Source organism: Cytobacillus sp. NJ13 (genome assembly GCA_030348385.1).
In the GTDB taxonomy this organism is placed as follows: Bacteria; Bacillota; Bacilli; order Bacillales; family Cytobacillaceae; genus Cytobacillus.
Window position 1 is genome coordinate 3,925,238 of the sequence record JAUCFP010000006.1, and the last position, 24,606, is coordinate 3,949,843.

Below are 24,606 nucleotides of genomic sequence, written 5' to 3' on the forward strand. Positions count from 1 at the left end.
GGGTTTTATATAATTGAACCTCCTATAACTACTCAAACGTCTAATTATAAGAAAGGAGGATTAATTTGAATAATTTTCAAGAAAAAGGAAGCGAAAGCTTAGAAGTATTGGTTACTGAAATTATGAATGCCTATGGGACAGAACTATCCACTCTCGCTTTCTCCTATGTTAAAGATATAGAAGCGTCTAAAGACATTGTCCAAAATGTTTTTATAAAATGTTTTACGCATTTGGATGAGTTTGAAGGGCGATCATCGATTAGAACATGGCTTTACAGAATTACGATAAACCAATGTAAAGATTATCTAAGGTCTTATTACATAAAAAAAGTTTTTCTAATTGGCCAAGTAAAAGAAGAAATAACAGTGCATTCACCAGAATCGATTACGCTGCAAAAGTGGGATGAAGAACAGGTTGTAGCTCAAATAATGAATTTAGGCAAAAAGTATCGGGAGGTCCTTATTCTTAGATATATTCAAGAGCTGGAAGTAAGAGAAATTGCTGAAATATTATCTATGTCTAATGAAACTGTAAAAACACGGATCCGCCGAGGGAAGAACAAGCTAATGCCTATGCTGAAAGGGGAATTTCTGTATGACTAAAAGACGTTCCTTAAAAAAAGCTTTTATAAAAAAGTATGGGGAGGATTTAATCTTTACAGACAAGGAAATACAAGAAGTTATGCATAAGATACGTAACCAAAAAACTGTTTCTAATAGAAATTTTAGGCTTGTTCCTGTCTTTATGCTGGTTTTCACTCCTATAGTTGCCATTGTACTTATTTTAAGCTCGACCCAGCTGATTAGCAATATTAAACAGGATGCATCCAAGGAAACAGAAATATCAGAGACACCGAATGAATTAGAAGTAATCCCATTCGGAGATATAGGGATTCAAAAAGTGAAAAGAGAAGGTATGTTTACCAGCATTGAACAAACTGTTGAAAAGAATGGTATTGCTATTACTCTTCATGAAATGATGTATGATGGAACCCGTTTGTCTTTTATTTACTCGATGGATAAAAAAGATATCCCGGAAGACAGGAGTAATCCTAATATACCTGACTTTAAAATGAACGTAGATGGTGAGCTTTTCGCAGATTACTCGATGGTTGAATCCATTGCAAGTGAGGACGGGAAAATACTGCATGAACTTCATCTATATGAAGAATTGCCTGATCAATTTCAGCTTGAGATTATAGTAAACAATGTTGGAAAATATGAAGGTCCATGGGTATTCCAATTACCTGTAAATAAAATAGGTGAAAATACTTACTTTGCAAAGCCAAACAAAACGGCAACGAACGGTGAACTTAGTATAACTCTTGATAAGATGTCTTTCGCCGCGAGCTCTACCAATTTAGAAATCAGCATGAGCCAGCCGCTTGAAAGTTATAAAAAAGGAAACGGCAGTACATCTTACCTCTTTGAAGTATTGGATGATAAGGGTCAGCCTATAGCTCATATGACTTCGGGTGCTACGGGAGGCGGTGAAAGAGAAGGGAAGTTTGTTGACGAGTTCAATGAATATTTTGAACCCGTCACTAAGCTGCCAAAGTCAATCACCATTATTCCGTATATAGAATCAAACGGAGATTTGGAATTTTTTGATACCCCGCTAAATCAGAATTTGCCTCTATATCTTGAACAAGATTCATATGGCGGTATTGCTATTACTGAAATTGAACAAAAGAAAGGGGAGTTATGGATACATTATCAAGCAGAAGGTGTTACGGAAAACAGAAGGCGAGTTTTAGAATTAAAGGAAAAAGGAACAGATACGGAATTAATGCGATATGACAGATATCAAATCACTCCGGATGGCTATATAGCGAAATTTAAGACTTCCCAGCCATTAGAAGAGCTGGTTGTCAGTACATGGAAGAGGAATATTAAAAAGGTTGAGGGCTTAGAATTAAAAGTGAATGTAAATAATAATGGAGAATAATCACAAAAAACCCGAGCTCTATAGAAGAGAAACTCGGGTTTTCACTATTATTGGAAATTTGATTTCACCCGCAGAGCGGATGTTTTAACACTGGTATTTCTCTTCTGCTTCTTAGTGCCCGGCACTGTTAATATATATTGATTAAGCGGTATTAATTGTATCGCTTTTACCATTGCAATTGAACCTAATAAAATTAAGGCATAAACAAAAGGAAAGAATGCTGTTTTCCAGACAAAATCCGGTGCAACTTGGATAAAGCTGTATAGAACAAAAGGATGTACCAGGTAGATGGCCATAGATAATGTTCCAATCTTGGTAATAATGCTGTTCAGCCACCTGATTTTTTGGATTTGTTCTCCGATCCCAATCACAAAAAGAGTAATGATTGGAATGTTGACCATATTCGTCACTCTATTAGACGGTGTGGATCCCATTGTTTTGTATTCCCATACAGCGGCAGCTGTGACAATTAGAACCGCAATCCCCAATAAAACTTTATATTTCTTTGAAAATGCACGTAATGGTTCCCAGAAATAAGCGAGGAACCCGCCAAAAATAAAATAGAAAATCCAGCTTGGCAAAAATGCCCGCTGACTTAGGATACTTCCAAGGATTCCTTCGAATTCTCCAGGATTGAATGACTTTACAAAGTAATAGTTTATACATACTGCTCCGATCAGCAGCACTGGCCAAATCATTTTTGACTTAACTGCCTGCAGCAGCGGAAATAGCAAGTAAAACTGAAAGACAATGGACATAAAATATAAATGATAATATGCATTGCCAAATATGAAGTTCACCAGGAATTGCTTTTCTCCGGATTCTAATGGGTTTACGCCAAGTACTAAATACGTAAACAGTAAATAGAAAACACTCCAAAAGAGAAATGGCAAGCCAATCTTTGTAAATCGGCTAGTAGCAAATCTATAAAGATCAAAGCCCTTAAATCTTGCCTGATAAAATAGGAGAAAACCGCTAATAAGTGCAAACATTGGTGTTCCGAAGCGGCTGATTTGATTGATAAATAATGTAAACTCGTTATATGTTTCACCGTGCTCATAATAGAAAGAACCAGAAACATGAACTGCAACGACAAATAGGCAGCCTATTGCCCTCAATATATGAATTTCAGAAATATGTCCGCGAGTATTACTCATTAATTTCACATCCTTGAGAAGGATTAAATACCTTCTATATAGTATATGAAAGATGCTTCCGAATCCTTATTGTAAAATAACTTTAATATAAACTTAGCGTACCGTTAATAATGCATCCTGAAATTGGATAAGATGGGTTATCAAAGGAGCAGGATAGGTATATCATATTGGTTTGTTAATTAAGTTTTGGGGAAATTGATTATGTAGGGGGATAAATAAAGGAGGAGTTCAAAATGGAAGGATTCTATGGAACAGAAGAGTATTTTGAGCAAAAGGTTTCAAATTACCTTTCAAAAGATGGAGACGAAAATAAACTGTCAATAATTGCTGCCCAGCTGGAGTATGAAATCAGGTATGAATTCATTTGCCATGAAAGAGTCAGGAATGAATGCCTGGAAAATTTATTTGAAGTCTGCGATCGTGTTCTTACAGAAAAATAACTAAATTGATCCTGGGTGAAAATAAAAATAGTATTTTCTTGAAATCTTCCTGTCCCTTTTGGTTTGATATCTAAAGGAGGAAAGACTTGAAGAAAATACTATTCTGTCTATTCCTTAAAACTTCAAGCTGTAATAATGAGAGTTTCCTCTTTCAAACAAAAGTTGAATATTAATACTAGAGAGTCTCTTAAGGGGGCTCTCTTTAATTTTAATCTTAGTTTAAAAATATAAGATAAAAAACAGTTATTTAAACCTAGACTAATAGTCCTTGATAGTAATATAATGAATAGGAAAATTTTACAATAGGAGGAAGAAATGAAAAAATCTTTAATTGTTTTCCTGAGTCTGGCAGTGTTCTTTTTCTTTACTCAGGAAGTAACCCACGCAGAAAGTACCAGATTATCCGGAAAGGACCGTTATGAGACAGCAGTTAACATTTCCAAAAAAGGCTGGACAACAGCAGATACGGTTGTGCTGGCAATTGGGGATAATTTTCCTGACGCTTTAGCCGGTGGTCCGTTAGCTTACAAATTAAATGCACCAATCCTGCTGACTAAAAAAAATACTCTTGGGGAAGTAACCAGAAAACAGATTTCAAGTCTAAAGGCAAAAAAAGCAGTAATCCTGGGTGGCAAAGGAATTATTACGGAAAATGTCGAAGCGGAATTGCGCTCTTTGGGACTTTCCATTGAACGTATAGGCGGAAAAGACAGATACATAACAGCCGCATTAATTGCGGACAAGCTTGGAACCAGCAATAAGGCCATTATTGCATATGGAAGAAATTTCCCCGATGCTCTATCCATTGCACCATATGCAGCCAGAATGGGATACCCAATTCTGTTAAGTGAAACGAAATCATTGCCGGAGATAACAAAGGAAAAACTTAAAGGGAAGTCTGAAACAATCTTTGTTGGAGGAAAGGGAATCTTAGCTGATAGCCTGCTGACTCAAGCGCCCAATGCGAAACGCGTTTCAGGGAAAGACCGCTATCAGACAGCAGTTGCAATTATTAACCAATTCCAGTCCAAGGCTCCAGCAGCGTATGTTGCCACTGGTACCAGCTTTGCGGATGCATTAACAGGATCTGTTTTAGCAGCAAAGAATAATGGAGCTATGCTTTTGGTTCAGACAACAAAGCTTCCAGACGCTATAAAGAGCCATCTAAACTCGAATGTTTACTCAAGTTTGACTGCATTAGGCGGCAATGGAGCTGTTTCTAATAATGTATTAACTCAAATGAATGGTTTACAGGCGAATAATACCTTTGAGAAGTCAGCAAAAATTGATGTAAACAAAACTTATAGTGCCAAGCTGGCAGATTACGGGGATGAAGATTATTATCAATTTACCATTACTGAACCTGGAAATATTAGTTTGCAGCTTAAGCAAACCAGTGGTTCAGGCTGGTATGCTACTTTAATGACTGCAAATGGAGATTCTCTTGAGGAGTTTTCCACTAATTATAACTCTGGTGCTTCCGGGGTAACGAATAATTCAGTAGGACTGCCAAAGGGTACGTACTATATTAAAATTGAAGATTATTCAGATGGATATAAAGTTCCATATTCATTTACAGTTAAATATACAAAGAGCAACAATTATGAAAAAGAGATGAACAACACTATTGCAGCAGCAAATCAAATAAATGTGAATGCAGACTACAAAGGGGCTTTACAAGACAGCGGGGACCTAGATTATTACAAATTCACTTTGGCAGCACCAGGGCAAGTGGAATTGAAAATGGACCAGAAGCCTGGAGTCGCGTGGGAAGGCACATTACTGAATGAGAAAGGTGAAACATTTACATACTTCTCTACTGAGTATGGAACGTATGCAAATGGAGCTACCAGCTATCGGACTGGTTTGCCAGCCGGAACCTATTACTTCCTGATTGATAATTATAGTGATGCACAGGACGAAGAGTACAAGTTTAAAGTACAGTATATTCAGGGCAATTACTTTGAAAAGGAATTCAATAACACCATCGAAACTGCAAATATTCTAGAACTAAATAAAAGCTATAAAGGCTTATTAAGTAAATCCGAAACAGTAGATTTTTATAAATTCACTTTAGATTCTGCAGGCAAAATTAATGTAAACGTGAAAAATACCCCGGGTAAAAGCTGGGAAGTGCAGGTTATGAACCGTAATGGTGAGCAATATGCATACTTCACCACAAAATACGATGATTATGCAAGTGGCTACTCTAATGTTCCAATCGGTTTGCCGGCCGGGGATTATTACCTTGTCGTTGAAAATTACTCAGATAGTAAAGATGCTGATTATGAATTTAAAGTTAACTTCAGCGAAGTAAGCAATTATGAGAAAGAGTTCAATAATAGTGTTCAATCCGCCAATCCAATCAGCATTGGTGCACAAATATCAGGCTCCATACAAGGCGGAAATGACGATGACTTCTACTCTTTCCAATTGGATAAATCAGGGACGATTTCTTTAACAGCAAAAACGAAAGAAGACAGCAGCTGGTATTATGAAATCGTGGATGGATCAGGCAGAACGCTGCAGTATATGTATACACCTTATGATAATGTTACAGCAGAAGAAGTAACAGAAACGGTATCTTTACCGGCCGGAAGATATTATATAAAGATAGATAACTATTATAATTCTTCCTTCCAGGAGTACTCATTCTCTGTTAAGAAATAAAACGAAAGACTGTTTCCAGTACACCAAGTGCTTGAAACAGTCTTTTTTGTTATATATTGATTTAACCATGTTGGTAGCGTTTACAATAAAGTTACAAAATTCGCCGGAATTTTAATACTTTTTTAACAAAAAATGATAGTATTTTACTATTTTTAGTATATAATCGACATGTCAGACATTAGACGAGAGGTGGAAAAAAGGTGAAAAAGGGTATTAAAAAGAAGTTTAGCGGATTGCTAGTCTCTACACTTGCTGTAGGTATGCTTTCTCCATTAGGATCCGGCGCATCAGCGGAATCTTTACCGAAAAATGTCTTATCCAATGAGGCATATGTAAAACTTAAGATCATGGAAACGACTGATGTCCATGGAAGCATTATGAACCATGACTATTATTCAGATACACCTGTCGATAAGGGTCTTGTAAAAGTGTCGACTTTGATAAAAGAAGAACGGGCTGAGAATGAAAATAACTTGCTGTTCGATAATGGCGACCTCTTACAGGGAAATCCTTACACAGATTACATAGCGAAAGAAGATCCGCTGACGTTTGCGGACCGTTTATCAGGCAAAGACCGTTTTAAAACGGCTGTGGAAGTTTCGAAAAAGGGCTGGGACTCATCCGACGTTGTGGTAATTGCCAGAGCAGATGACTTTGCAGATGCGCTTGCTGCTACACCTTTGGCGTATAAATATGATGCCCCGATACTATTAACAAAGACGAAAGAACTAAATGCTGATACAAAAAATGAAATTAAGCGATTAGGAGCTAAGAAAGTCCTGATTGTGGGCGGTACAGGAGCTGTCTCTACATCAATACAGCAAGAAATTTCTAAAGATTTGAAAGTTTGGGTTAAAAGGATTTCAGGCGCTGATCGCTTCGAAACAGCTGCTGAGATCGCAGGTGAATTAGGCGGAAGTGCAGATACGGCAATACTGGCTTACGGCGGTGACTATCCGGATGCCCTTTCCATTGCCCCATATGCAGCTAAAAATGGCATTCCAATCCTGCTAACAGGCAAGAACTCTCTTCCAAAAGCAACGGCTGATGCGCTTGCAAACAAGGAAAATACGATTCTTGTAGGTGGTACCGGCGTAATTAGTACAGCTGTTGAAAAGGCTGTAAAGAATCCAACACGCTATTCTGGCAAAGACCGTTTCCAAACAGCTGTAAAAGTAGCGACTGAGCTTGACGAAATCAAGAGCAAAGTATTTGTTTCAAACGGCTATGGGTTTGCGGATGCTTTAACAGGCTCTGTATTGGCTGCTAAAGAAGATGCTCCATTGCTGCTGGTTAAGCAAGGCTCATTGCCGGCGGGGACTGATGCACTTGTAGACGGGAAATCTGTCGTTCTTCTTGGTGGAAAAGGTGTTGTTTCTGAAGGTTTAATCGAAAACGAAACGCATCCAATCTATGAAGCAATGAATCAATTGGATTATGATGGTGCAACTTTAGGAAATCATGAATTCAACTATGGACTTGATTTCTTGGAAGGAAGCTTAAAAGGTGCTGAATTCCCTTATGTAAATGCCAATGTTTATAAAGATGATCATGATAATGACCCAACTAATGATGTAAACTACATCAAACCATACCAAATCATCGAAAAGAAAGTAAAGGATGAAAGCGGTAAAGAGCAGACAGTTAAAGTGGGAGTCATTGGCTTTGTTGCCCCTCAAATCATGCAGTGGGACAAGGCCAACCTTCAAGGCAAAGTGGTGACGGAGGATGTTGTAGCTTCTGCCAAGAAGTGGATACCTGAAATGAAAAAAGATGGTGCTGAGGTGGTTGTTGCATTATCTCACAGCGGGTTTGACGGAGATAAAACAAACAAAGAAAATACGGCATTTGCACTAAGCGAAGTAGAGGGTATTGATGCGATCTTAATGGGCCATACCCATAAATCATTCCCAAGCAATGATGCGTCTTTTAAAGTGGATGGAGTAGATGCAGCTAAAGGAACCATTAACGGAGTTGCGGCTGTACAAGCGAATGTTGATGGAAGCAATCTTGGTGTCATTGACCTGACTTTAGCAAAAGTGGATGGAAAATGGACTGTAAAGGATTCCCAATCAGAGGTTCGTGTTACTTCTAAAGACGTGGCTAACGATCAGGCGCTTGTAAATGTATTAAAATCTTCGCATGAAGAAACGGTTAAATACATTAACAGCCCTGTTGGCGAAACAACTGCACCTATCCACAGCTATTTTGCACGTGTACAGGATGACCCATCTGTACAAATTGTAAGCAATGCACAAAAAGAGTTTGTAGAAAATGTGCTTAAAGGAACAGAATATGAGAACCTTCCTGTGCTATCATCTGCTGCTCCATTTAAAGCAGGCAGAAACGGTGCAAGCGAATATACAAATATCCCTAAAGGTACAATCACCATTAAAAACGTGGCTGACCTTTACAAATACCCTAATACTGTACAAGCAGTTAAATTAAACGGTGCAGAAGTCAAGGAGTATTTGGAGTGGACCGCTGGAAACTTTAATAAGATTGACCCTTCAAAAACAGAAGAACAAAATCTGATTAACAGTGATTTCGCAGCTTACAACTTTGATACTTTAGATGGAGTAACATATGAAATTGATGTAACTCAGCCGGCTAAATATGATTCAGCTGGAAAAGTTGTGAACGAAGGCGTCAGCCGTATCAAGAATTTGGAATTCAATGGCAAGCCTGTCAATGAAGACCAGGAATTTGTCATTGCAACAAATAACTACCGCGCAGCTATGTCAGTTGTAAATCCTGATGGCAATCGTATCATTTATCAATCTGCTGACGAAAATCGCCAGGTTGTCATGAATTACATTATCAAGAACAAGACAATCAATCCATCTGCTGACCAGAACTGGAAGCTTTCTCCTATCTATGGTGATGTGAATGTTACATTCGAATCGTCCCCAGCAGCAAAAGAAATAGCAGCAAGTACTGAGAATATTGAATATGTTGGTGAAGGAACAAACGGCTTCCACAAGTATGCAGTTAACATGTCAAAACCGTTTGAAGTTCAATTATTGGGAATCAATGACCTTCACGGACAGCTTGATACCTTTAATGCAAAGCTTGGTGCTGAAGGTGCCGGCGGAATTGAATATTTAGCAGCCTACTTAAAAGAGCGTGAAGCAGCAAATCCTAACACATTCATGCTTCATGCAGGGGATGTGGCAGGAGCAAGCTCACCAGTATCTGCATTGCTGCAGGATGAGCCAACGATTAAGCTATTAAATGAAATTGGCTTTGATCTAGGAACACTCGGAAACCATGAATTTGACGAGGGCGTTGATGAGATGCTTCGCCTGATCAACGGCGGAAGCCATCCCAAGACAGTTGATGAGTACGGTGAATTCGAAGGGGCAAGCTTTCCTTACGTAGTTTCTAACGTTGTTGATGAAAAGACTGGTGAGCCAATTCTAGATCCGTATGTCATTAATGAAGTAAATGGAGTTAAGATAGGGTTTATTGGTGTGGCTTACTCTGATACGCCTACTATTGTAACTCCAAGCGGTGTTGCTGGCGTGAAGTTTACCGACGAAGTCGAAGCCATCAACAAGTATGCTAAAGAATTGAAAGACCAAGGCGTAGAATCTATCGTCGTGGTATCTCACAACCCAATTAAATCTGATAATGATGGATCTAACCCAACGGAAGAGCTTGTAGATATCGCAAAAGCTGTAGACGATGAAGTTGATGTCATGTTCGGCGGCCATAACCATCAGTATGCAAACACTGTTGTTGACGGCAAGCTGCTTGTACAATCCTTCTCCTATGGAACTGCATTCTCTGATGTAGATCTTACGATTGACCCTGTAACAAAGGACATCATTAAGAAGGAAGCTGAAATCGTAACGACTTATCGCGATGGCATTGAGCCAGATACAGAAATTAAAGCGATGCTTGATGTATACATTGAAGACGTTGCTCCGATCTTAAACGAAAAAATTGGTACAACAACAACCGGTATCAGCAGAGATGAAAATGCTGACGGCGAGTCTCCGATGGGTAACCTGATTGCTGACTCTATGATTGCTGCAACAGGATCTGACTTTGCATTCATGAACCCAGGCGGTATCCGTGCAGAAATTGATGCAGGGGAAATCACTTGGAAGGAAGCATTCACTGTACAGCCATTCGGTAACGACCTTGTAACAATGGATCTGACTGGTGCACAAATTAAAACTTTATTAGAACAGCAATGGGGTTCTAAGCAAAGAATTCTTAAGGTTTCCGGTTTGAAATTCTCTTATGATACATCGAAAGAAGCTGGCAAGCGCATCGTATCTGTTACAAAAGCGGATGGAACTCCAATCGCAGATACTGAAACATATTCAGTAACGGTTAACAACTTCATGGCTGATGGTGGAGATGAATTGCACGTTCTGAAAGAAGGCAAAAACCGCGTAGTCGATGTAGTAGATTTAGAGGCATTAGTTACCTACATTAAAGACCAAGGCGAAGTGAACCCTGTTACAGAAGGGCGTATTATAAAAGTTAATAAGTAATTAAAGTAAAGGCAGGCTCAATAGTTGAGTCTGTCTTTATTGCATTTTGTGAGGTGATTTAACGCTAAAGTGTCATCTTGATTCAAGTTGGTATATTTTAATTGTCAAGGAAGAATTTTGTCGAAAAATATATTCTGTCATCACTAGAAATCTATCTATCAATTTACATTATTCCGCTCTATAATAACTCTTGATATTGAACCATTAGGAGGAAATCATGAAAAAGGCTATCATTCTATCTGCGTTATTAACACTGGCATTACCTTTTGGACAAGCGAAGGCAGAAGATGCACCAACCCATCGCATCTCAGGCAAAGACCGTTACGAAACGGCAGTAAATATCTCTGCTGAAGGCTGGGACACGTCCGCAGTTGCTGTGTTGGCTACAGGAAAAGATTTTCCAGATGCATTAAGTGCGACACCTCTTGCTTATAAATATGGTGCACCACTCCTTTTAACACCAGCCAGCTCATTGCCGGATAGTGTAAAGAATGAATTAAAGCGCCTTAAGGTTACAACGGTATATTTAATTGGAGGGAAGTCCGTTATTTCTGAAAATATAGAGAAAGAGCTTAACAGCTTAGGGATCTCATCAATAACTAGACTAAGTGGTGCAGATCGCTATGAAACATCTGTAAAAGTTGCCAAACAGCTAGGGAACCCAGAAAGTGTTGTGGTCGCGACCGGGGAAGGTTTTCCGGATGCACTATCAATTGCTCCAATAGCGGCACAATTAGAAATGCCAATTCTCTTAACCAAAAAAAATTCGGTTCCGTCTTCAGTAAGTCAGTTTGTTAATTCAGAACAGCCGGTGGAGTCTTTTGTTATAGGCGGTACGGGAGTCATTAGTGCACAAGTGGCTAGTGCATTTCCAATGCCGGAACGTATCAGCGGGGTAAACCGTTATGCAACAAACAGCAAAGTCATTCAGTATTTTGAAGATGCGATTGATATGGATTTACCAGTGATTGCAACAGGTGAAAATTATCCGGATGCACTGGCTGGATCAGCCTTTGCTGCCGCTACCTGGAATCCAGTAATCTTAACCCACCCAACTAAACCGCACCAAACAACAATTGATACGGTCCAGGCATATTCTGATTATGCCGAGCTTTATTATGTACTGGGCGGTAATAAAGTTGTGACTGACCAAGCGGTAAATACTTTGTTGCAGAAGTAAGGAACTCCAGTTTTTATTAAATGTTCTTCCAGCATGTGTAACGAAAAAGCATACCGGTACAAACGTGCAGGTATGCTTCTTTTTCGTTTGCTGACGACACTTCAAAACTTTGTGAGAAGAATCTGTTTTGAAAATTTTAAATGAACTGCTGAAACTAGTGTTTTTAAAGAATAAGTTATATAGCAGTTTCAGCAAAATGGAGGCAAACTTGTGAAAAAAGGTATTGTGTTTTTAGCTGCTCTCGTTCTGCTATCCTCTACTCTCTTCTCAATTCCAGCATCAGCAAACAATGGTTTTGAAGAGATGAAATCCAAGCTTCAAGTTGAAGATGAGTATCCAGATATTACGGAGCAAGAACCCAATGATTATTTTACCGAAGCAAATTCAATCGCTTTGGAAGATAACGTTACGGGTACGATGAGTCCGGAAGATTGGGACATGTACAAGATTACCATCCCTAAAAAAGGCGGGTTTCTCCTTGCTGGGGAAGTGTTAGAAGCTTTCACAAGTATGACTGGTCAAATTAGTGTTGTCATCTATAAGGAAAATGCTGATGGAACCAGGGAGGATATAACGGAAGTGAGAAGCTCCTTTGATGAAGAAGGCGGTTTTTATGCTGAGGCTATTCTAGAACCCGGCACATATTATTTACAGTTAACCGACAACTATGAAATTACTAGAGGCGAAAAATATACGTTCACCACCATGCTATTCGAACCGGAAGTATACAGGATTTCCGGTAAAGATCGCTATGAAACAGCTGTAAATGTGGCATACGAAGGGTGGCAGTATACTGGTGCTAATGAAATATTACTGGCAACTGGTACAGACTTTCCGGATGCATTAGCAGCTGCGCCACTTGGCCACTATTTAGATGCCCCTATTTTACTGACTAAAAATAATTCGCTGCCAGAATCGGTTATTCAGGCCATTCGTGAACTGGGTGTATCGAAAGTAACGATTATTGGAGGTACCGGCGTCGTATCCCAGGGGATTGAGACCTATCTCAAGAATACGCTTGGATTAACGGTTGAACGCATTTCTGGAAGCACAAGATATGATACGGCAGTTAAAATTGCAAATAAATTACCTATACAAGAGTCAGCTATTGTGGTTTCCGGACAAAATTATCCGGATGCATTATCGATTGGGCCATATGCTGCTATTACTGGCATGCCAATCTTATTATCTCAGTCTAATACACTTCCGTCTGCAACTGCAGCTCAAGTAAAAAAATATAACAATACATTTGTTATAGGCGGAACAGGTGCCGTTTCAGAAAATGTTCGTAAACAGTTACCTAGCCCTGTTCGAGTCAGCGGAAAAAACCGCTATGAGACATCAGTGAATGTATCAAAATATTTCTACTCAGCTGGAATTGACTCTGCATTTGTGACAACAGGAAGTAATTTTGCAGACGCACTAACGGGCTCTGTATTGGCAGGATATTATGTTGAGCCTATAGTGTTAACAACACCAAATACACTTCACCCAGCTGCAAAAGAACACTTTGTTGATGAACAAGTCCTGTGGTACACCATTATTGGCGGCAAAGGTGCAGTGAGCCTTGATGTTGAAGATGAAATTTGGTCACTCATTCAACAATAACTTTGAAAAGAGACAGGGAAGCTCCTGTCTCTTTTTGCGTAGAAGTATTTTTATATAAATGTCTTGTTTATTTGAATTAGACTCTTACACCTGTTCACTGAAAATCTTGATTTTCGGAACTGCTGTCCTTTAAAAACAGAGATATTAAAGCAACTATAAAAAATGCAATAGCCAATGAGGAAGAAAAGGCAGAGGAATCAGGTAATAAAGCCTTTCCTGCCGCGAATGATAAAACTCCCATTAATAAATAGGATAAAAAGTTTACAGTTTTAGTATTTTTGATTCTTAAAGTGTGTTTCAATACCTCTATTAAGGTTATAGAACCAAAAATAATGAATAAGTTTAGCAGTATATCTGTCACTCCTAATCCCCTTAAATGAACATTACAAGCAGCTGATTATTTCTCTTCCGCAGCCTCAGCTCTTCATTTTGTCATGTAAATGGTAATGGATGATACTCCATTATGTTTCCCTCCATTTTCTCCTTGTCACTTCATCTATTAAAAAGAAGATGATTGAACATATTACAGCAAAAATGCAAAAGAAAGGTTCAATAAAGCAGGTGAAAAATCCCAAGCCAATATGAATGAAAGCAGATATCCATGCTCGGTATACACTGAAACTTCCAGAAATAAGTTCTGCAATAATGGAGGCGGGTATTCCATAACAAAAAATGCCTAGTGAGCACATGAAAAAAATAAATAGAAAGTCAAAGAACATTGTAAACTCAAGTGAGAATGTTTCAAAAATGGGTTCAACACTAAGTCCAAATGAAAAAACAAGTGAAGTGTACAAAGCTACTCTAATTTTTCTGAGTTTGTTTTCAAACATGATCTCTCTGGCTGCTGGGATTAGAAAAGATATTGAAAATATGGCGAGTATCAATTTTATTATTCCAGGAATAATAGAAACATATATGATGAATAAGACAAAGATTACAGTGAGGCTTGGAATTATATTATTAGCACTTAGCAAATCCAGTTTCAGCCTTTCTTATATATGTTAGTAATAAAATTTCCGTTTCTAATTTATTGGCCGGGCATAAAAGATAAACCGCTCTGGAGCGTCCCCGATAAAGTTAAAAGGGTAGCAGGTAGTGACAGTCAGTACCTCTTCGGGAGACGTGCTTTTAATAATACTAAGATCGTCCGCATCAAGGATCTTCGTATCATATATTTCATAAGAAAAGTCCCCATACGACAATTTCACTGTAAAGATGTCCCCGACCTTAAGCTGGTCAAATTTCCGAAAGACCGTGTCCCTGTGACCTGAAAGCACAATTTGGTCTTTTTGGCCAGGAAATGCCGTCCCGGTATAATGCCCTACCCCAGCCTCAAGCTGATCATTATCTGTACCTTCGATGATGGGGATATCCTTATTAATTTTAGGAACCGAAAGAAGTCCGATCGTTTCGTTTTGTTCAAATATTAGCTTCTTTTCTGTATCTTCATTCAGCATTTTAACCGCTGCCTCTTTTCTTTCCTCAACCTGAATTTTGGAATCTCTTATCTCAAACAATGAATAAACCGTAATGGCTGCTCCAAGCAATAGAAGCAAATAAATAAGCGTTTTCATGCCTTCCCCCTTATTGTCGAAAAACGGCTAAAAATAAAGATTTACTTTTATTTAGTTACCATTATAATTATCTTAATTGTATAATTCTAGCAAATTCTAGTAAATATTAACTATTAATTTCCAAGAAGGAGCAAGCGAATGAAGAAAAGAAAAAGCTGGTTTAACATTGCAGTGGTTATGGGGATTATTTTCTCCCTTTTTAGTCCAATTTCACAGACACATGGACTGACAACTGCAGCTGCCATGATTGATTTGGCGGACCCTGTGGTGGAGGATGGAAAGGTATCGTTAACCTGGAAAACAATATTATCTGTCCAGGATCAAAGCCCGGAAACCTATAAGATTATTAAAAACGATGAAATCCTGGATGTCGAGCCAACTTTGATATCCAATGAAACCCTGGGGGAAAATGTCATTAAAACATATGAGTATATGGACCAGGCTGCAGCAGAAGAGCAGGTATATGTTTACTCTATTAAGTGCCAACAGGGTGATGTGGAGTTAACAAGTGCTGCAAAAACAGTATCGGTATACATAGAGGACAACCAATCCTCACAAGAAGAAAGTAAAGAGCCTGCGGAACAGGCAACAGAAGAAAGAGCTGAAGCTGCCAAGCCTTCAGAAGGCAGCCAGGAGCAGCCGGCGTCTGAACAGGGTTCCGTTCCAGCCGAAGAACCAGCTGCTATTAATGCTGAAGAGGTTATCCTGGATAACCCTAATCTTGAGAAAATCATCCGCGAGCAGCTTCCTAAACCAGAAGGCGCCCTTTTAAAAGAAGATCTGGAAAAGTTAACTTTTCTGAATGTAAATGACCGATTTGGAGATGTTGATAGTTTAAAAGGATTAGAGCTTGCAGTTAATCTGCAGCATTTAATAATTGAAGATGTATCTATATCAGTTATAAGCGTCCTTGAGAACTTAACAAACCTCACTGAATTAAAACTAAATTCATTGCCTTTGGAGAATATTGATAGTCTGCTAATGCTTCCGCTTCTGGAAAGAGTTCAAATAGGGAATCTGAAGATGGACCTAGGTCTATCAGAAGTTCTAAGGGATTTATCCCTTAGAGGTACTCAGATTGAGGTTTTGGATGACAGTAAATCGTTTCTTTTAAATGTCTATCGGATTACCGAATCCTCTGCCCAAGTTTCATGGGGGATGTACGGGTCAGGAAAAGTAGACAAATACACTTTAACTGTTAACGGGGAAATCATTGCCACAGTAGATGGTGATGTATATGAACACCAATTAACGGGGCTGAAGCCATCAACCTCCTACAATATTAAAGTAAGCGCTTTAAGTGCCGGAAGTGTTGTGGCAGAAAATGAATATTCCTTTAAAACGCTGCCTTCTCCGCTGGGAGAAAAGGTGAAAATACCGGACTCTAATCTTGAAGCAGCCATCAAGGAAGAGCTTGGCCTTGATCGAGAACTTTACACGAGTGACATGGAAAGATTAACGGCTCTCTTTGCTCCGGGAATGGAAATTGAAACACTTGATGGTTTGGAGCATGCCGTGAATTTGGACCATCTGGTTATTTTTGATAACAGAGTAGAGGATTTAACTCCTCTTAAGAATCTAACAAAGCTTGTCATCCTGGATATTGGCGATAACCCTGTTTCAGATTCTTCCATTATTAAGAATCTGATGAAGTTAGCCAACCTGGATGTATCTTACACAGGATTTGAAGACTTTACTTTCTTAAAAGAACTTCCAAGTCTTCAAACGGTTTATCTTTATGGAAACCTTCAGATTGAGGACCATGCTCCATCAATAGAGGCACTTGAGTATCTGCGTTCAAAAGGTGTGGAAGTGAATTACGATTTTGACGAGAATGTGAATATGGAAATCTATACTGATTTTGTGAATGAATCGAAAATCGGAATCTCCTGGGACTATTGGACAGAGGAAGAGGATGATTACTCCTATCCTGATCAATATGTGCTTTCTGTGGACGGTGTGGAAAAAGAAATATCAGGCGAAACAAACTCAGAAATTTTGACTGGCCTGAAGCCGGAGACAGAGTATAGCTTTAAAGTAAAAGCTTATCAGGAAGGGAAATTAATCGGAAAGGCAGCGTTGACTGTAAAAACAGCACAGCTGCCAAGTGGAGAGGTTATTCATTTCACGGATAAGAAGCTGGAAAAGGCATTGAAGGAGCGGCTTGGGCTGGATCGTGATATCCAGGAAAGTGACATGCTCTCGCTGATTTCGATAGACTTATCATCCGCTGGAATTAAGGACCTATCCGGCCTGGAGAAAGCGGTCAATCTGGAGGAACTGTCTCTTTGGGATAATAACATCAAAGACTTATCCCCATTAGGCGGCCTAACACACTTAATGAGTCTGGATTTAGATGGAAATCCGATTACAGACCTTAAACCGTTAACAGGATTATCTAATCTGCATGCACTGTTTCTTTCCAATACAGGAATTAAAGATTTTTCCAGCTTAAATAACCTATCCGGCTTAATGTATTTGACACTCTCAAATAACGGCATTGAAAGTATTCCGGATTTATCCGGGCTGAAAAGCCTCGAAATATTGGAGCTTAGCAGCAATAACATAACCTCTCTTAAGGGGCTTGAAGGACTTTCAAACCTGATGATGCTGACCATTGAAAGCAATCCGGTTTCCGACTTTTCAGCACTGTCTAAAATGAAGCTGCTTTATTTGGATGCTTCTTATACAGATATGCAAAACCTTAAGTGGGCTGCAGATTTAACCCAATTAGAGGGCCTTGCAGTTGCTGGAAACAATCTCAACGATATCTCACCACTGAAGAATTTGAAAAACTTATCCATGCTTATGGCAAACGATAATCAGATTAGTGATATTCGTGTACTTCTTGAGCTTGAAAGATTAGAATATGTAACTTTATTCAACAATGAGGGACTCGATCTATCGGAAGGCTCCGAAGCAATGAAAATCATTGAACAGCTGCTGGCAAAGGGGGTTTTTGTCGAATACGAAAGCATTACTGAAGGAATGCTTTATATTGACTCCATAGCTTCAACAAGCAATACCATTGATGTCTCCTGGACATATGAAGGGGAAGAGGGGATTGAGGAGTATAAGCTGTATCTGAATGGCGAGCAAATAGGAAGTACAGATCCTTCTGAACCTTTCTATACGTTTGAAGGATTGGAGTCCGGAAAAGAATATGAAATCATGGTAGAAGCATTGTCTGGAGAAGAAATTATAGATTACGGCTTTGCTTTTGTGTGGACCTTGAGCGAAGATTTGAATTTCACGGATGTCAGTACATCAGATAGCGCAATTGAAGCCTCATGGGAATATACAGGGAATGAAGAACTGAGCGGCTATAATGTCTATTTGGATGGCGAGTTCCTGGAGTTTGTTGATGTCGAAACAAACAGTTATACCTTTGAAGAATTAATGCCGAGAACATCCTATACATTAGCCCTTGAAGCGGTCAATACAGAAGAATCAGTTGTTTCTTATACTTCCACTGACGTTCAGACAGACAGTGACAGTGCTATAAAGTTCGTGGATGTTACAGCAACTGAAAACACGATTGAGGCTTATTGGGAATATGCAGGCTCAGGGATTGATGAGTATTCCCTGTATCTGGATGGAGAATTAGCGGCAACTCTGGATCCTGAAGAATCATTCTATGAATTCACCGGCTTAATAGAAGGTACTGAATACGAAATTAGCATTGAGGCTATTCTGGATGGAGAAGTTGTTGCGTTTGATTCGCTGCTGATTAGCACGGAAGAAGCTGAGGAAGAGGATGGAGGCACTGTTCCTGGTAAAGATCCCGGCAAAGGCGGAACACCGGAAAAAGATAAAGGTAAAACAGGCTCACCGACAAAAAATCAGAACGTGAAAGATAACAAACCAGCCAAACAGACTGTAAAAAACACTAAATCAGGCAAGAAGCTTCCAAACACAGCGACGAATATGTATAACATGCTGGCGCTGGGGTTGACTCTGTTATTAGCAGGGTCCATGCTCATGCTATGGCGCAGCAGAAGAAAGAAGCTTGTATAAAAGTAAGCAGGATCCCTCCTTATTTGGGGGGATTTTGTTATGTCAATATAATAGAAAGGAAATAACTTATCATGAAAAAAGTTATGAAACTATCATTCATATTATTGATCCTAATTGCAAGCGGATGCAGCAGCCGGGATGAGGCTGAAATGAATGAAAAGGAACTAGCCAAACTGCAAAAAGAAGTGAGTGATCTAAGAATTGAAAATACAAAACTGAAAATGGAAAATACGAAAATGGAGAAGAAACTAAAAACCATCATAAAGGAGAAATCCGACAGCAAAAATTAATGGATTGGATCCTTTGTTTCCCTTTTTCAATAATTTACTATTTTTAGATATAAGAAGAAATGCTATGATGAATAAGTCTAAAAATACAGATAAATGTCATATAGGGGGAAAGAATGAAAAGGATCAGTCAATGTTTAATCCTGTTGTTGTCGGTGTTTGCAATTTTATGGAATATAGATATGCCAGAGGCAAAGGCAAATTCAAACCTTGAAAGAATTTCGGGAGATAACCGGATACATACAGCTATTAAAATATCACAAAGGGGCTGGCCAAAGGGACTGGTTTCTCAGGAAAGAGCCGTTATCCTGGCAAGGGCTGATAATCCGGCTGATGCCCTGGCGGCCGCAAGCCTGGTTGGAGTAAAGGATGCTCCAATTCTATTAGCCTACCCCAATAGAATAGACGCGGCTACTTTAAATGAACTGTCACGCTTGAAAGCAGCAAAAGTATACATACTGGGCGGAACAGGTGCGATTAGCGCAGGGGTGGAAAATGCAATCAGAAACAAAGGAATTGCCACACAAAGGGTTAAAGGAAGCACCCGCTATGATACGGCTGCTGCCATCAATTCCATAACAGGGGCATCATCAACTAAAGCCATTCTTGTAAACGGAGATACCATTGTCGATGCATTGCCTGCGTCCAGCTATTCAGCTATTAATAAAATCCCTATCTATCTAGCGAAAAGGGATTCGCTGCCAAAAGCCCTTCCTCCTGCGGTCAAAGAGGTAATTATTTTTGGCGGAACAGGAGTAGTCAGCGAGAATTTAAAAAAATCACTTGCTGCAAAGGGCATTAAGGTACAAAGAGTGTCAGGCGAAAACCGCTACAGCACAAGCGTAGAGGCAGCAAACTTAAATAATAATACTGACAACGTCATCTTTGTCAGAGGTACGTCCACCAATCAAACATACCCTGAATATCCAGATGCGGTTGCTTCCTCGGGATTAGCAAAGAAGTTAAATACAAACATTGTACTCGTCCATCCAACGAGTGTCCAGGACCCGGTCTATGATTATGTAAATCAAATCGACCCAAAGGTATACGTTCTAGGAGGAACAGGTGCTGTAACGGATAAGGTGTTAACGGGCTATGGTCTTTTAGCCGGGAATTCCTGCCCTCCTTTTAATTGGCCCGCAGATGGGACTCTAACATCAGGTTTCGGATCCCGATGGGGAAGCTTCCATTATGGAATTGATATTGCCAAAAAAGGAGATGTGCCTGTCAAGGCAGCCTACGATGGTACCGTGAGCTATGCCGGCACAATGAATGGATACGGAAATACAATCATGATCAGACATAGAGGAGACACACAGGAGACGTTATATGCCCACCTAAGAAGCATATCAGTCAAGAAGGGCCAGATTGTCAAAACCGGCCAGCAGATTGGCTGGATGGGCAGTACCGGCCAGGTAACCGGCCAGCATCTTCATTTTGAAACACATTTGGGATTATGGAATGGATCGAAGTCAAATGCGGTTGATCCGATTAAACTGCTGCCGAATTCATCAACGCCTGCTTCCTGTTTTCCTTAAAATGATAAACCACCATTGAAGATTACAATGGTGGTTTAAATTTACTTACTGATAAAATATTCGTTTACAAATTTGCTCCAAAGTAGGTGTCCCTGTTCGTTAGGCACATCCCCTTCTTCGGATAAGTAATCAAGGATTTCTTCACCTTGCGGATCTGGCCATGCTGTCCAGTGATCAAGATAAGGAATATCGTTCGTTTCTGCATATTTCTTTAACTCTTCCACCTGAACGGGATAATAACTTGCCTGATAGATGGGATGTGGAGGCTGAATGATAAATACGGCTTCCGGATTTTCGTTTTTTACTGTTTCGATCCAATTAGATATATGGGTATGAGAATCCTCAATACGGACCTCGCCGTTATCATTTAGAGTTAAGGGCTCTAATAGAATAAGATCAGGCTTTAGAGCTGCCAATTCCTTGGCTTTATTTTCAGCAGAGAAATCTATAGAGGTTCCATTAAAAGTTTGGATGACTACTTCTAATGAATCAGTACCATATGCTTTCTCAAGCTCTGTCTTTGTTAATTGGGCCCAGCCATTGGTTCCATTGCCAAGTGCTTCAGAACCAGCAAGGACAATTTTGAAAGGCTCTTCTTCTTGCAGGGATAACCCAAATTGCTTTTTGGCAGACTCAGGCCACTTTTTGGATAGAATTTCGAACTCTTCTAAAGTGATCTTTGAAGTACTCGACGGAGCTTCAGCTTTAGATGTCTTTGTATCAGGGTCTGAATCTTTACTTTCCTGTACGGGCTCCTGTTTGGAAAGCCCGGTTCTTTCATTCCAATGGGTATTACCTAAAAAAAGAACCAATCCACAGCTTATCGCAAGGATAATAATCAATAAATGCTTCATAATAGCCTCCAAAAAATAAAGTATGTAATAATTACCAAATAAGAATAATATCTATCAAAATCTTACATTTTATAGTTAAATAGGAAGAGGATTACGGATTTATTACATTTTAATTAAAATTATGACAAAAAAACACAAATTTAGCAATATTTTATGATATAATACCTTTTGTTTTAAACATTTTACTAGGAGGATATCATGGAGGAAACAATTAGTCTTAAAGAACTATTCCAGACATTGAAAAAGAGATTTTCTCTTATTATAGCCATAACCATTGTCGCAGTCATGATCAGCGGGATAGTCAGTTATTTCTTATTAACACCGATATATCAATCTTCAACACAGATTCTTGTTAACCAGTCGAAAGATGAACAAGGAGTATATACTGCCGGTGAAGTCCAAACCAACCTGCAGTTAATTAACACATATAACGTCATTATTAAAAGTGCAGCCATTCTTGAATTAGTCAAAAAGGAATTAGACCTTGATATCACTACAGGTGCATTGAATGAAAAAATAACCGTTCAAAGTGAGCAAAATTCACAGGTTGTTACAATCTCAGTGCAGGATGAAGACCCACAAATGGCCGCGGATATTGCCAATAAAACAGCAGAAGTTTTCCAAAAAGAAATTGTAAATATTATGAACGTAAACAATGTAACGATCCTTGCTAAAGCTGAATTAGGGGAAAACCCTTCACCTGTTAAGCCTCAGCCGCTTCTTAATATTGCAATCGCAATGGTTGTAGGTTTGATGGCAGGTGTCGGAATTGCCTTTCTATTAGAATACTTAGATAACACTATCAAAGATGAGCAGGATATCGAAAAAGCAGTAGGTCTTCCGGTTCTTGGGGTCATTGCAACGATTGAAGAAACAAATGAAAGCCCAAGCCGTTCAGAAAGAAGCTCAAGATTAAGGGGTGAGACGATTGGCTCTTAAAAAAGCAGTGAAAAAGATGGCGATGGAGCATAAGCGTAAGCTCATCACAAAGAACGATCCAAAATCACCTGTGTCTGAGCAATACCGCACAATCAGAACAAATATACAATTTTCTTCTATAGATGAAGAAATTAGAACTATTATGGTGACTTCTTCAGGTCCTGGTGAAGGAAAATCAACAACAACGGCAAACCTGGCAGTTGTATTTGCACAGCAAGGTAAAAAGGTACTGCTGGTTGATGCGGATTTAAGAAAGCCAACAGTTCACTATACCTTTAATGTATTGAATACATCAGGATTAACCAGTGTACTAACAAGCCAGCTTCCGCTTATGGAATCTGTTAAAGCGATTGATGTGAAGAATTTATTCATACTTCCAAGCGGTCCAATTCCGCCTAACCCATCAGAATTGTTGGGATCAAGAGCGATGGATTATTTTATGAAGGCTGCTTTGGAAGAATTTGATATTATCCTATTCGATACACCGCCTGTTTTGGCAGTAACTGATGCACAAATACTATCAAACAAATGCCAGGGAACAATTATTGTTGCAGGCAGCGGAAAAGCAGAAAAAGATCAGTTAATCAAAACGAAAGAGTTGTTAACGGGTGCTCAAGGAAAACTGTTAGGTGTCGTTTTAAATAATAAGAAAATGAAAGAAAATCAGCATTATTATTATTACGGAGCTAACTGACAAATTTCGACTTTTTTTACTCTTTACGGTATTAAAGCAACATGTTACCATTACAAAAGAACTAAAAAACTGACAAAAAAACGGGAGGGATAGAGGTATGATAGATATCCATTGTCATATTTTGCCTGGTGTGGATGACGGGGCACAAACCATGGAAGAAAGCCTGGAAATGGCAAAGGAAGCAGTCAAAGAGGGCATTACCTCTATCATCGCTACCCCTCACCATAACTCTTCTTATCAGAACGAAAAACTAGAGATTCTTTCGAAAGTAAACGAATTAAACATAAGACTTAAAGAGGAAGCAATCCCTTTAACAATACTTTCAGGACAAGAAGTAAGAATTTATGGTGAGCTTTTAGAAGATTTGGAAAAGGGAACGATTCTTCCATTATGTGAATCTCAATATCTATTTATTGAATTTCCATCCAACCACGTACCAAGATATGCTGAAAGACTTCTATTTGATATTCAGCTGCAAGGTTTAATTCCGGTTATTGTACACCCGGAACGAAACAAACAATTACTGGAGCAGTCAGACCTCCTATATCAATTCGTGGAAAAAGGGGCACTGACTCAAGTAACAGCATCCAGCTTATGTGGCTATTTTGGGAAAAACATAAAGAAATTCTCACATCAATTAATAGAAGCGAACTTAACTCACTTTATTGCTTCTGATGCACATAACATAAAGAACAGGACATTTAAAATGTCAGAAGCTTTGGATGAAATAGAAACTCAGTATGGAGTAGACATGGTTTACATGTTTACGGAGAATGCGGAGCTTCTAGTTCAAAATCAAAATATTTATAAAGAAATACCTGAGAAAATCAAACGCAAGAAATTTTTTGGAATCTTTTAATTATTTAAACTAAGAAATAAGCAATGTCAAATTAATGACCGGTAATGTCTCCTAATCCGATACCATTGGAGACACTCGGCCGTGCTGTGGGTAGAGGTTATACCTTAGACGCAATAGTCGTCGATAGCATGGTGTGAGGTCGGGTTAGATGCCCGAAATTCAAGTTAAATTAATAAAACACTAAAGTATTCGCTTTCATTATTAAAATTAAAAGGGTACTTTAAAAAAAATACTAGATATCTAATGCTAGAACAGGAATATTCCTGCTTTACCATTAGATATTTATTCATGTTTGGACGTTTTTTTTAGATTATGCTTTTATTTAAATCCAAGT

At 39.0% G+C, this 24,606-nt stretch carries 18 protein-coding genes; 14 read left to right on the top strand and 4 right to left on the bottom strand.

Annotated elements, in window-relative coordinates; all coding sequences use genetic code 11:
- Positions 1 to 65 precede the first annotated feature (65 nt).
- Both QUF73_19555 and QUF73_19560 read left to right on the top strand, forming a co-directional pair.
- On the top strand, positions 66 to 602 hold the full coding sequence (locus tag QUF73_19555) for a sigma-70 family RNA polymerase sigma factor (GenBank protein MDM5228326.1): 537 nt from the start codon (positions 66 to 68) through the stop codon (positions 600 to 602).
- Positions 595 to 1,947 (top strand): DUF4179 domain-containing protein, encoded by a 1,353-nt coding sequence (locus QUF73_19560; protein MDM5228327.1) that lies wholly within the window; start codon positions 595 to 597, stop codon positions 1,945 to 1,947. The genes QUF73_19555 and QUF73_19560 overlap by 8 nt, the downstream gene beginning before the upstream one ends.
- A 47-nt stretch (positions 1,948 to 1,994) precedes the next feature.
- Here the strand turns inward: QUF73_19560 and QUF73_19565 are convergent, their stop codons facing one another.
- Positions 1,995 to 3,104: an acyltransferase gene (locus QUF73_19565; protein ID MDM5228328.1), complete on the bottom strand. Its 1,110-nt coding sequence runs from the start codon at positions 3,102 to 3,104 to the stop codon at positions 1,995 to 1,997.
- Positions 3,105 to 3,337: 233 nt separating this feature from the next.
- On the opposite strand from QUF73_19565, the gene QUF73_19570 reads away from it, so the two are divergent.
- The 5 genes from QUF73_19570 to QUF73_19590 all read left to right on the top strand — a co-directional run bounded on the left by QUF73_19570 (position 3,338) and on the right by QUF73_19590 (position 13,510).
- Positions 3,338 to 3,544, top strand: coding sequence for a hypothetical protein (locus tag QUF73_19570; protein MDM5228329.1), 207 nt, complete (start codon positions 3,338 to 3,340; stop codon positions 3,542 to 3,544).
- Between the two features lie 315 nt (positions 3,545 to 3,859).
- The gene (locus QUF73_19575; protein MDM5228330.1) at positions 3,860 to 6,214 is read left to right on the top strand and encodes a cell wall-binding repeat-containing protein; all 2,355 of its coding nucleotides are present in this window, start codon (positions 3,860 to 3,862) and stop codon (positions 6,212 to 6,214) included.
- A gap of 260 nt (positions 6,215 to 6,474) precedes the next feature.
- Positions 6,475 to 10,722 (top strand): bifunctional 2',3'-cyclic-nucleotide 2'-phosphodiesterase/3'-nucleotidase, encoded by a 4,248-nt coding sequence (locus QUF73_19580; protein MDM5228331.1) that lies wholly within the window; start codon positions 6,475 to 6,477, stop codon positions 10,720 to 10,722.
- A 217-nt stretch (positions 10,723 to 10,939) separates the two neighbouring features.
- Positions 10,940 to 11,902: a cell wall-binding repeat-containing protein gene (locus tag QUF73_19585; GenBank protein MDM5228332.1), complete on the top strand. Its 963-nt coding sequence runs from the start codon at positions 10,940 to 10,942 to the stop codon at positions 11,900 to 11,902.
- 210 nt (positions 11,903 to 12,112) lie between these two features.
- Positions 12,113 to 13,510 (top strand): cell wall-binding repeat-containing protein, encoded by a 1,398-nt coding sequence (locus QUF73_19590; protein ID MDM5228333.1) that lies wholly within the window; start codon positions 12,113 to 12,115, stop codon positions 13,508 to 13,510.
- A 94-nt stretch (positions 13,511 to 13,604) separates the two neighbouring features.
- On the opposite strand, the gene QUF73_19595 is transcribed toward QUF73_19590, so the two are convergent.
- Complete coding sequence (locus QUF73_19595; GenBank protein ID MDM5228334.1) at positions 13,605 to 13,871, bottom strand: hypothetical protein; 267 nt, start codon at positions 13,869 to 13,871, stop codon at positions 13,605 to 13,607.
- A 326-nt stretch (positions 13,872 to 14,197) separates the two neighbouring features.
- On the opposite strand from QUF73_19595, the gene QUF73_19600 reads away from it, so the two are divergent.
- Positions 14,198 to 14,515: a hypothetical protein gene (locus QUF73_19600; protein ID MDM5228335.1), complete on the top strand. Its 318-nt coding sequence runs from the start codon at positions 14,198 to 14,200 to the stop codon at positions 14,513 to 14,515.
- A 17-nt stretch (positions 14,516 to 14,532) separates the two neighbouring features.
- On the opposite strand, the gene QUF73_19605 is transcribed toward QUF73_19600, so the two are convergent.
- Positions 14,533 to 15,084 (bottom strand): class D sortase, encoded by a 552-nt coding sequence (locus tag QUF73_19605; GenBank protein MDM5228336.1) that lies wholly within the window; start codon positions 15,082 to 15,084, stop codon positions 14,533 to 14,535.
- A gap of 138 nt (positions 15,085 to 15,222) precedes the next feature.
- On the opposite strand from QUF73_19605, the gene QUF73_19610 reads away from it, so the two are divergent.
- From QUF73_19610 to QUF73_19620, 3 genes are all read left to right on the top strand, one after another.
- Complete coding sequence (locus tag QUF73_19610; GenBank protein MDM5228337.1) at positions 15,223 to 19,101, top strand: leucine-rich repeat domain-containing protein; 3,879 nt, start codon at positions 15,223 to 15,225, stop codon at positions 19,099 to 19,101.
- 71 nt (positions 19,102 to 19,172) lie between these two features.
- Positions 19,173 to 19,391, top strand: coding sequence for a hypothetical protein (locus QUF73_19615; GenBank protein ID MDM5228338.1), 219 nt, complete (start codon positions 19,173 to 19,175; stop codon positions 19,389 to 19,391).
- 113 nt (positions 19,392 to 19,504) lie between these two features.
- Positions 19,505 to 20,926, top strand: a complete 1,422-nt coding sequence (locus QUF73_19620; protein ID MDM5228339.1) for a cell wall-binding repeat-containing protein — start codon at positions 19,505 to 19,507, stop codon at positions 20,924 to 20,926.
- Between the two features lie 41 nt (positions 20,927 to 20,967).
- Here the strand turns inward: QUF73_19620 and QUF73_19625 are convergent, their stop codons facing one another.
- Positions 20,968 to 21,780, bottom strand: coding sequence for an SGNH/GDSL hydrolase family protein (locus QUF73_19625; protein MDM5228340.1), 813 nt, complete (start codon positions 21,778 to 21,780; stop codon positions 20,968 to 20,970).
- Between the two features lie 198 nt (positions 21,781 to 21,978).
- On the opposite strand from QUF73_19625, the gene QUF73_19630 reads away from it, so the two are divergent.
- From QUF73_19630 to QUF73_19640, 3 genes are all read left to right on the top strand, one after another.
- On the top strand, positions 21,979 to 22,719 hold the full coding sequence (locus tag QUF73_19630; GenBank protein ID MDM5228341.1) for a Wzz/FepE/Etk N-terminal domain-containing protein: 741 nt from the start codon (positions 21,979 to 21,981) through the stop codon (positions 22,717 to 22,719).
- Between the two features lie 22 nt (positions 22,720 to 22,741).
- Positions 22,742 to 23,413: a CpsD/CapB family tyrosine-protein kinase gene (locus QUF73_19635; protein MDM5228342.1), complete on the top strand. Its 672-nt coding sequence runs from the start codon at positions 22,742 to 22,744 to the stop codon at positions 23,411 to 23,413.
- A gap of 97 nt (positions 23,414 to 23,510) precedes the next feature.
- A complete protein-coding gene (locus QUF73_19640; GenBank protein ID MDM5228343.1) occupies positions 23,511 to 24,272 on the top strand; it encodes a tyrosine protein phosphatase in 762 nt (253 codons plus the stop codon).
- Positions 24,273 to 24,606 lie beyond the last annotated feature (334 nt).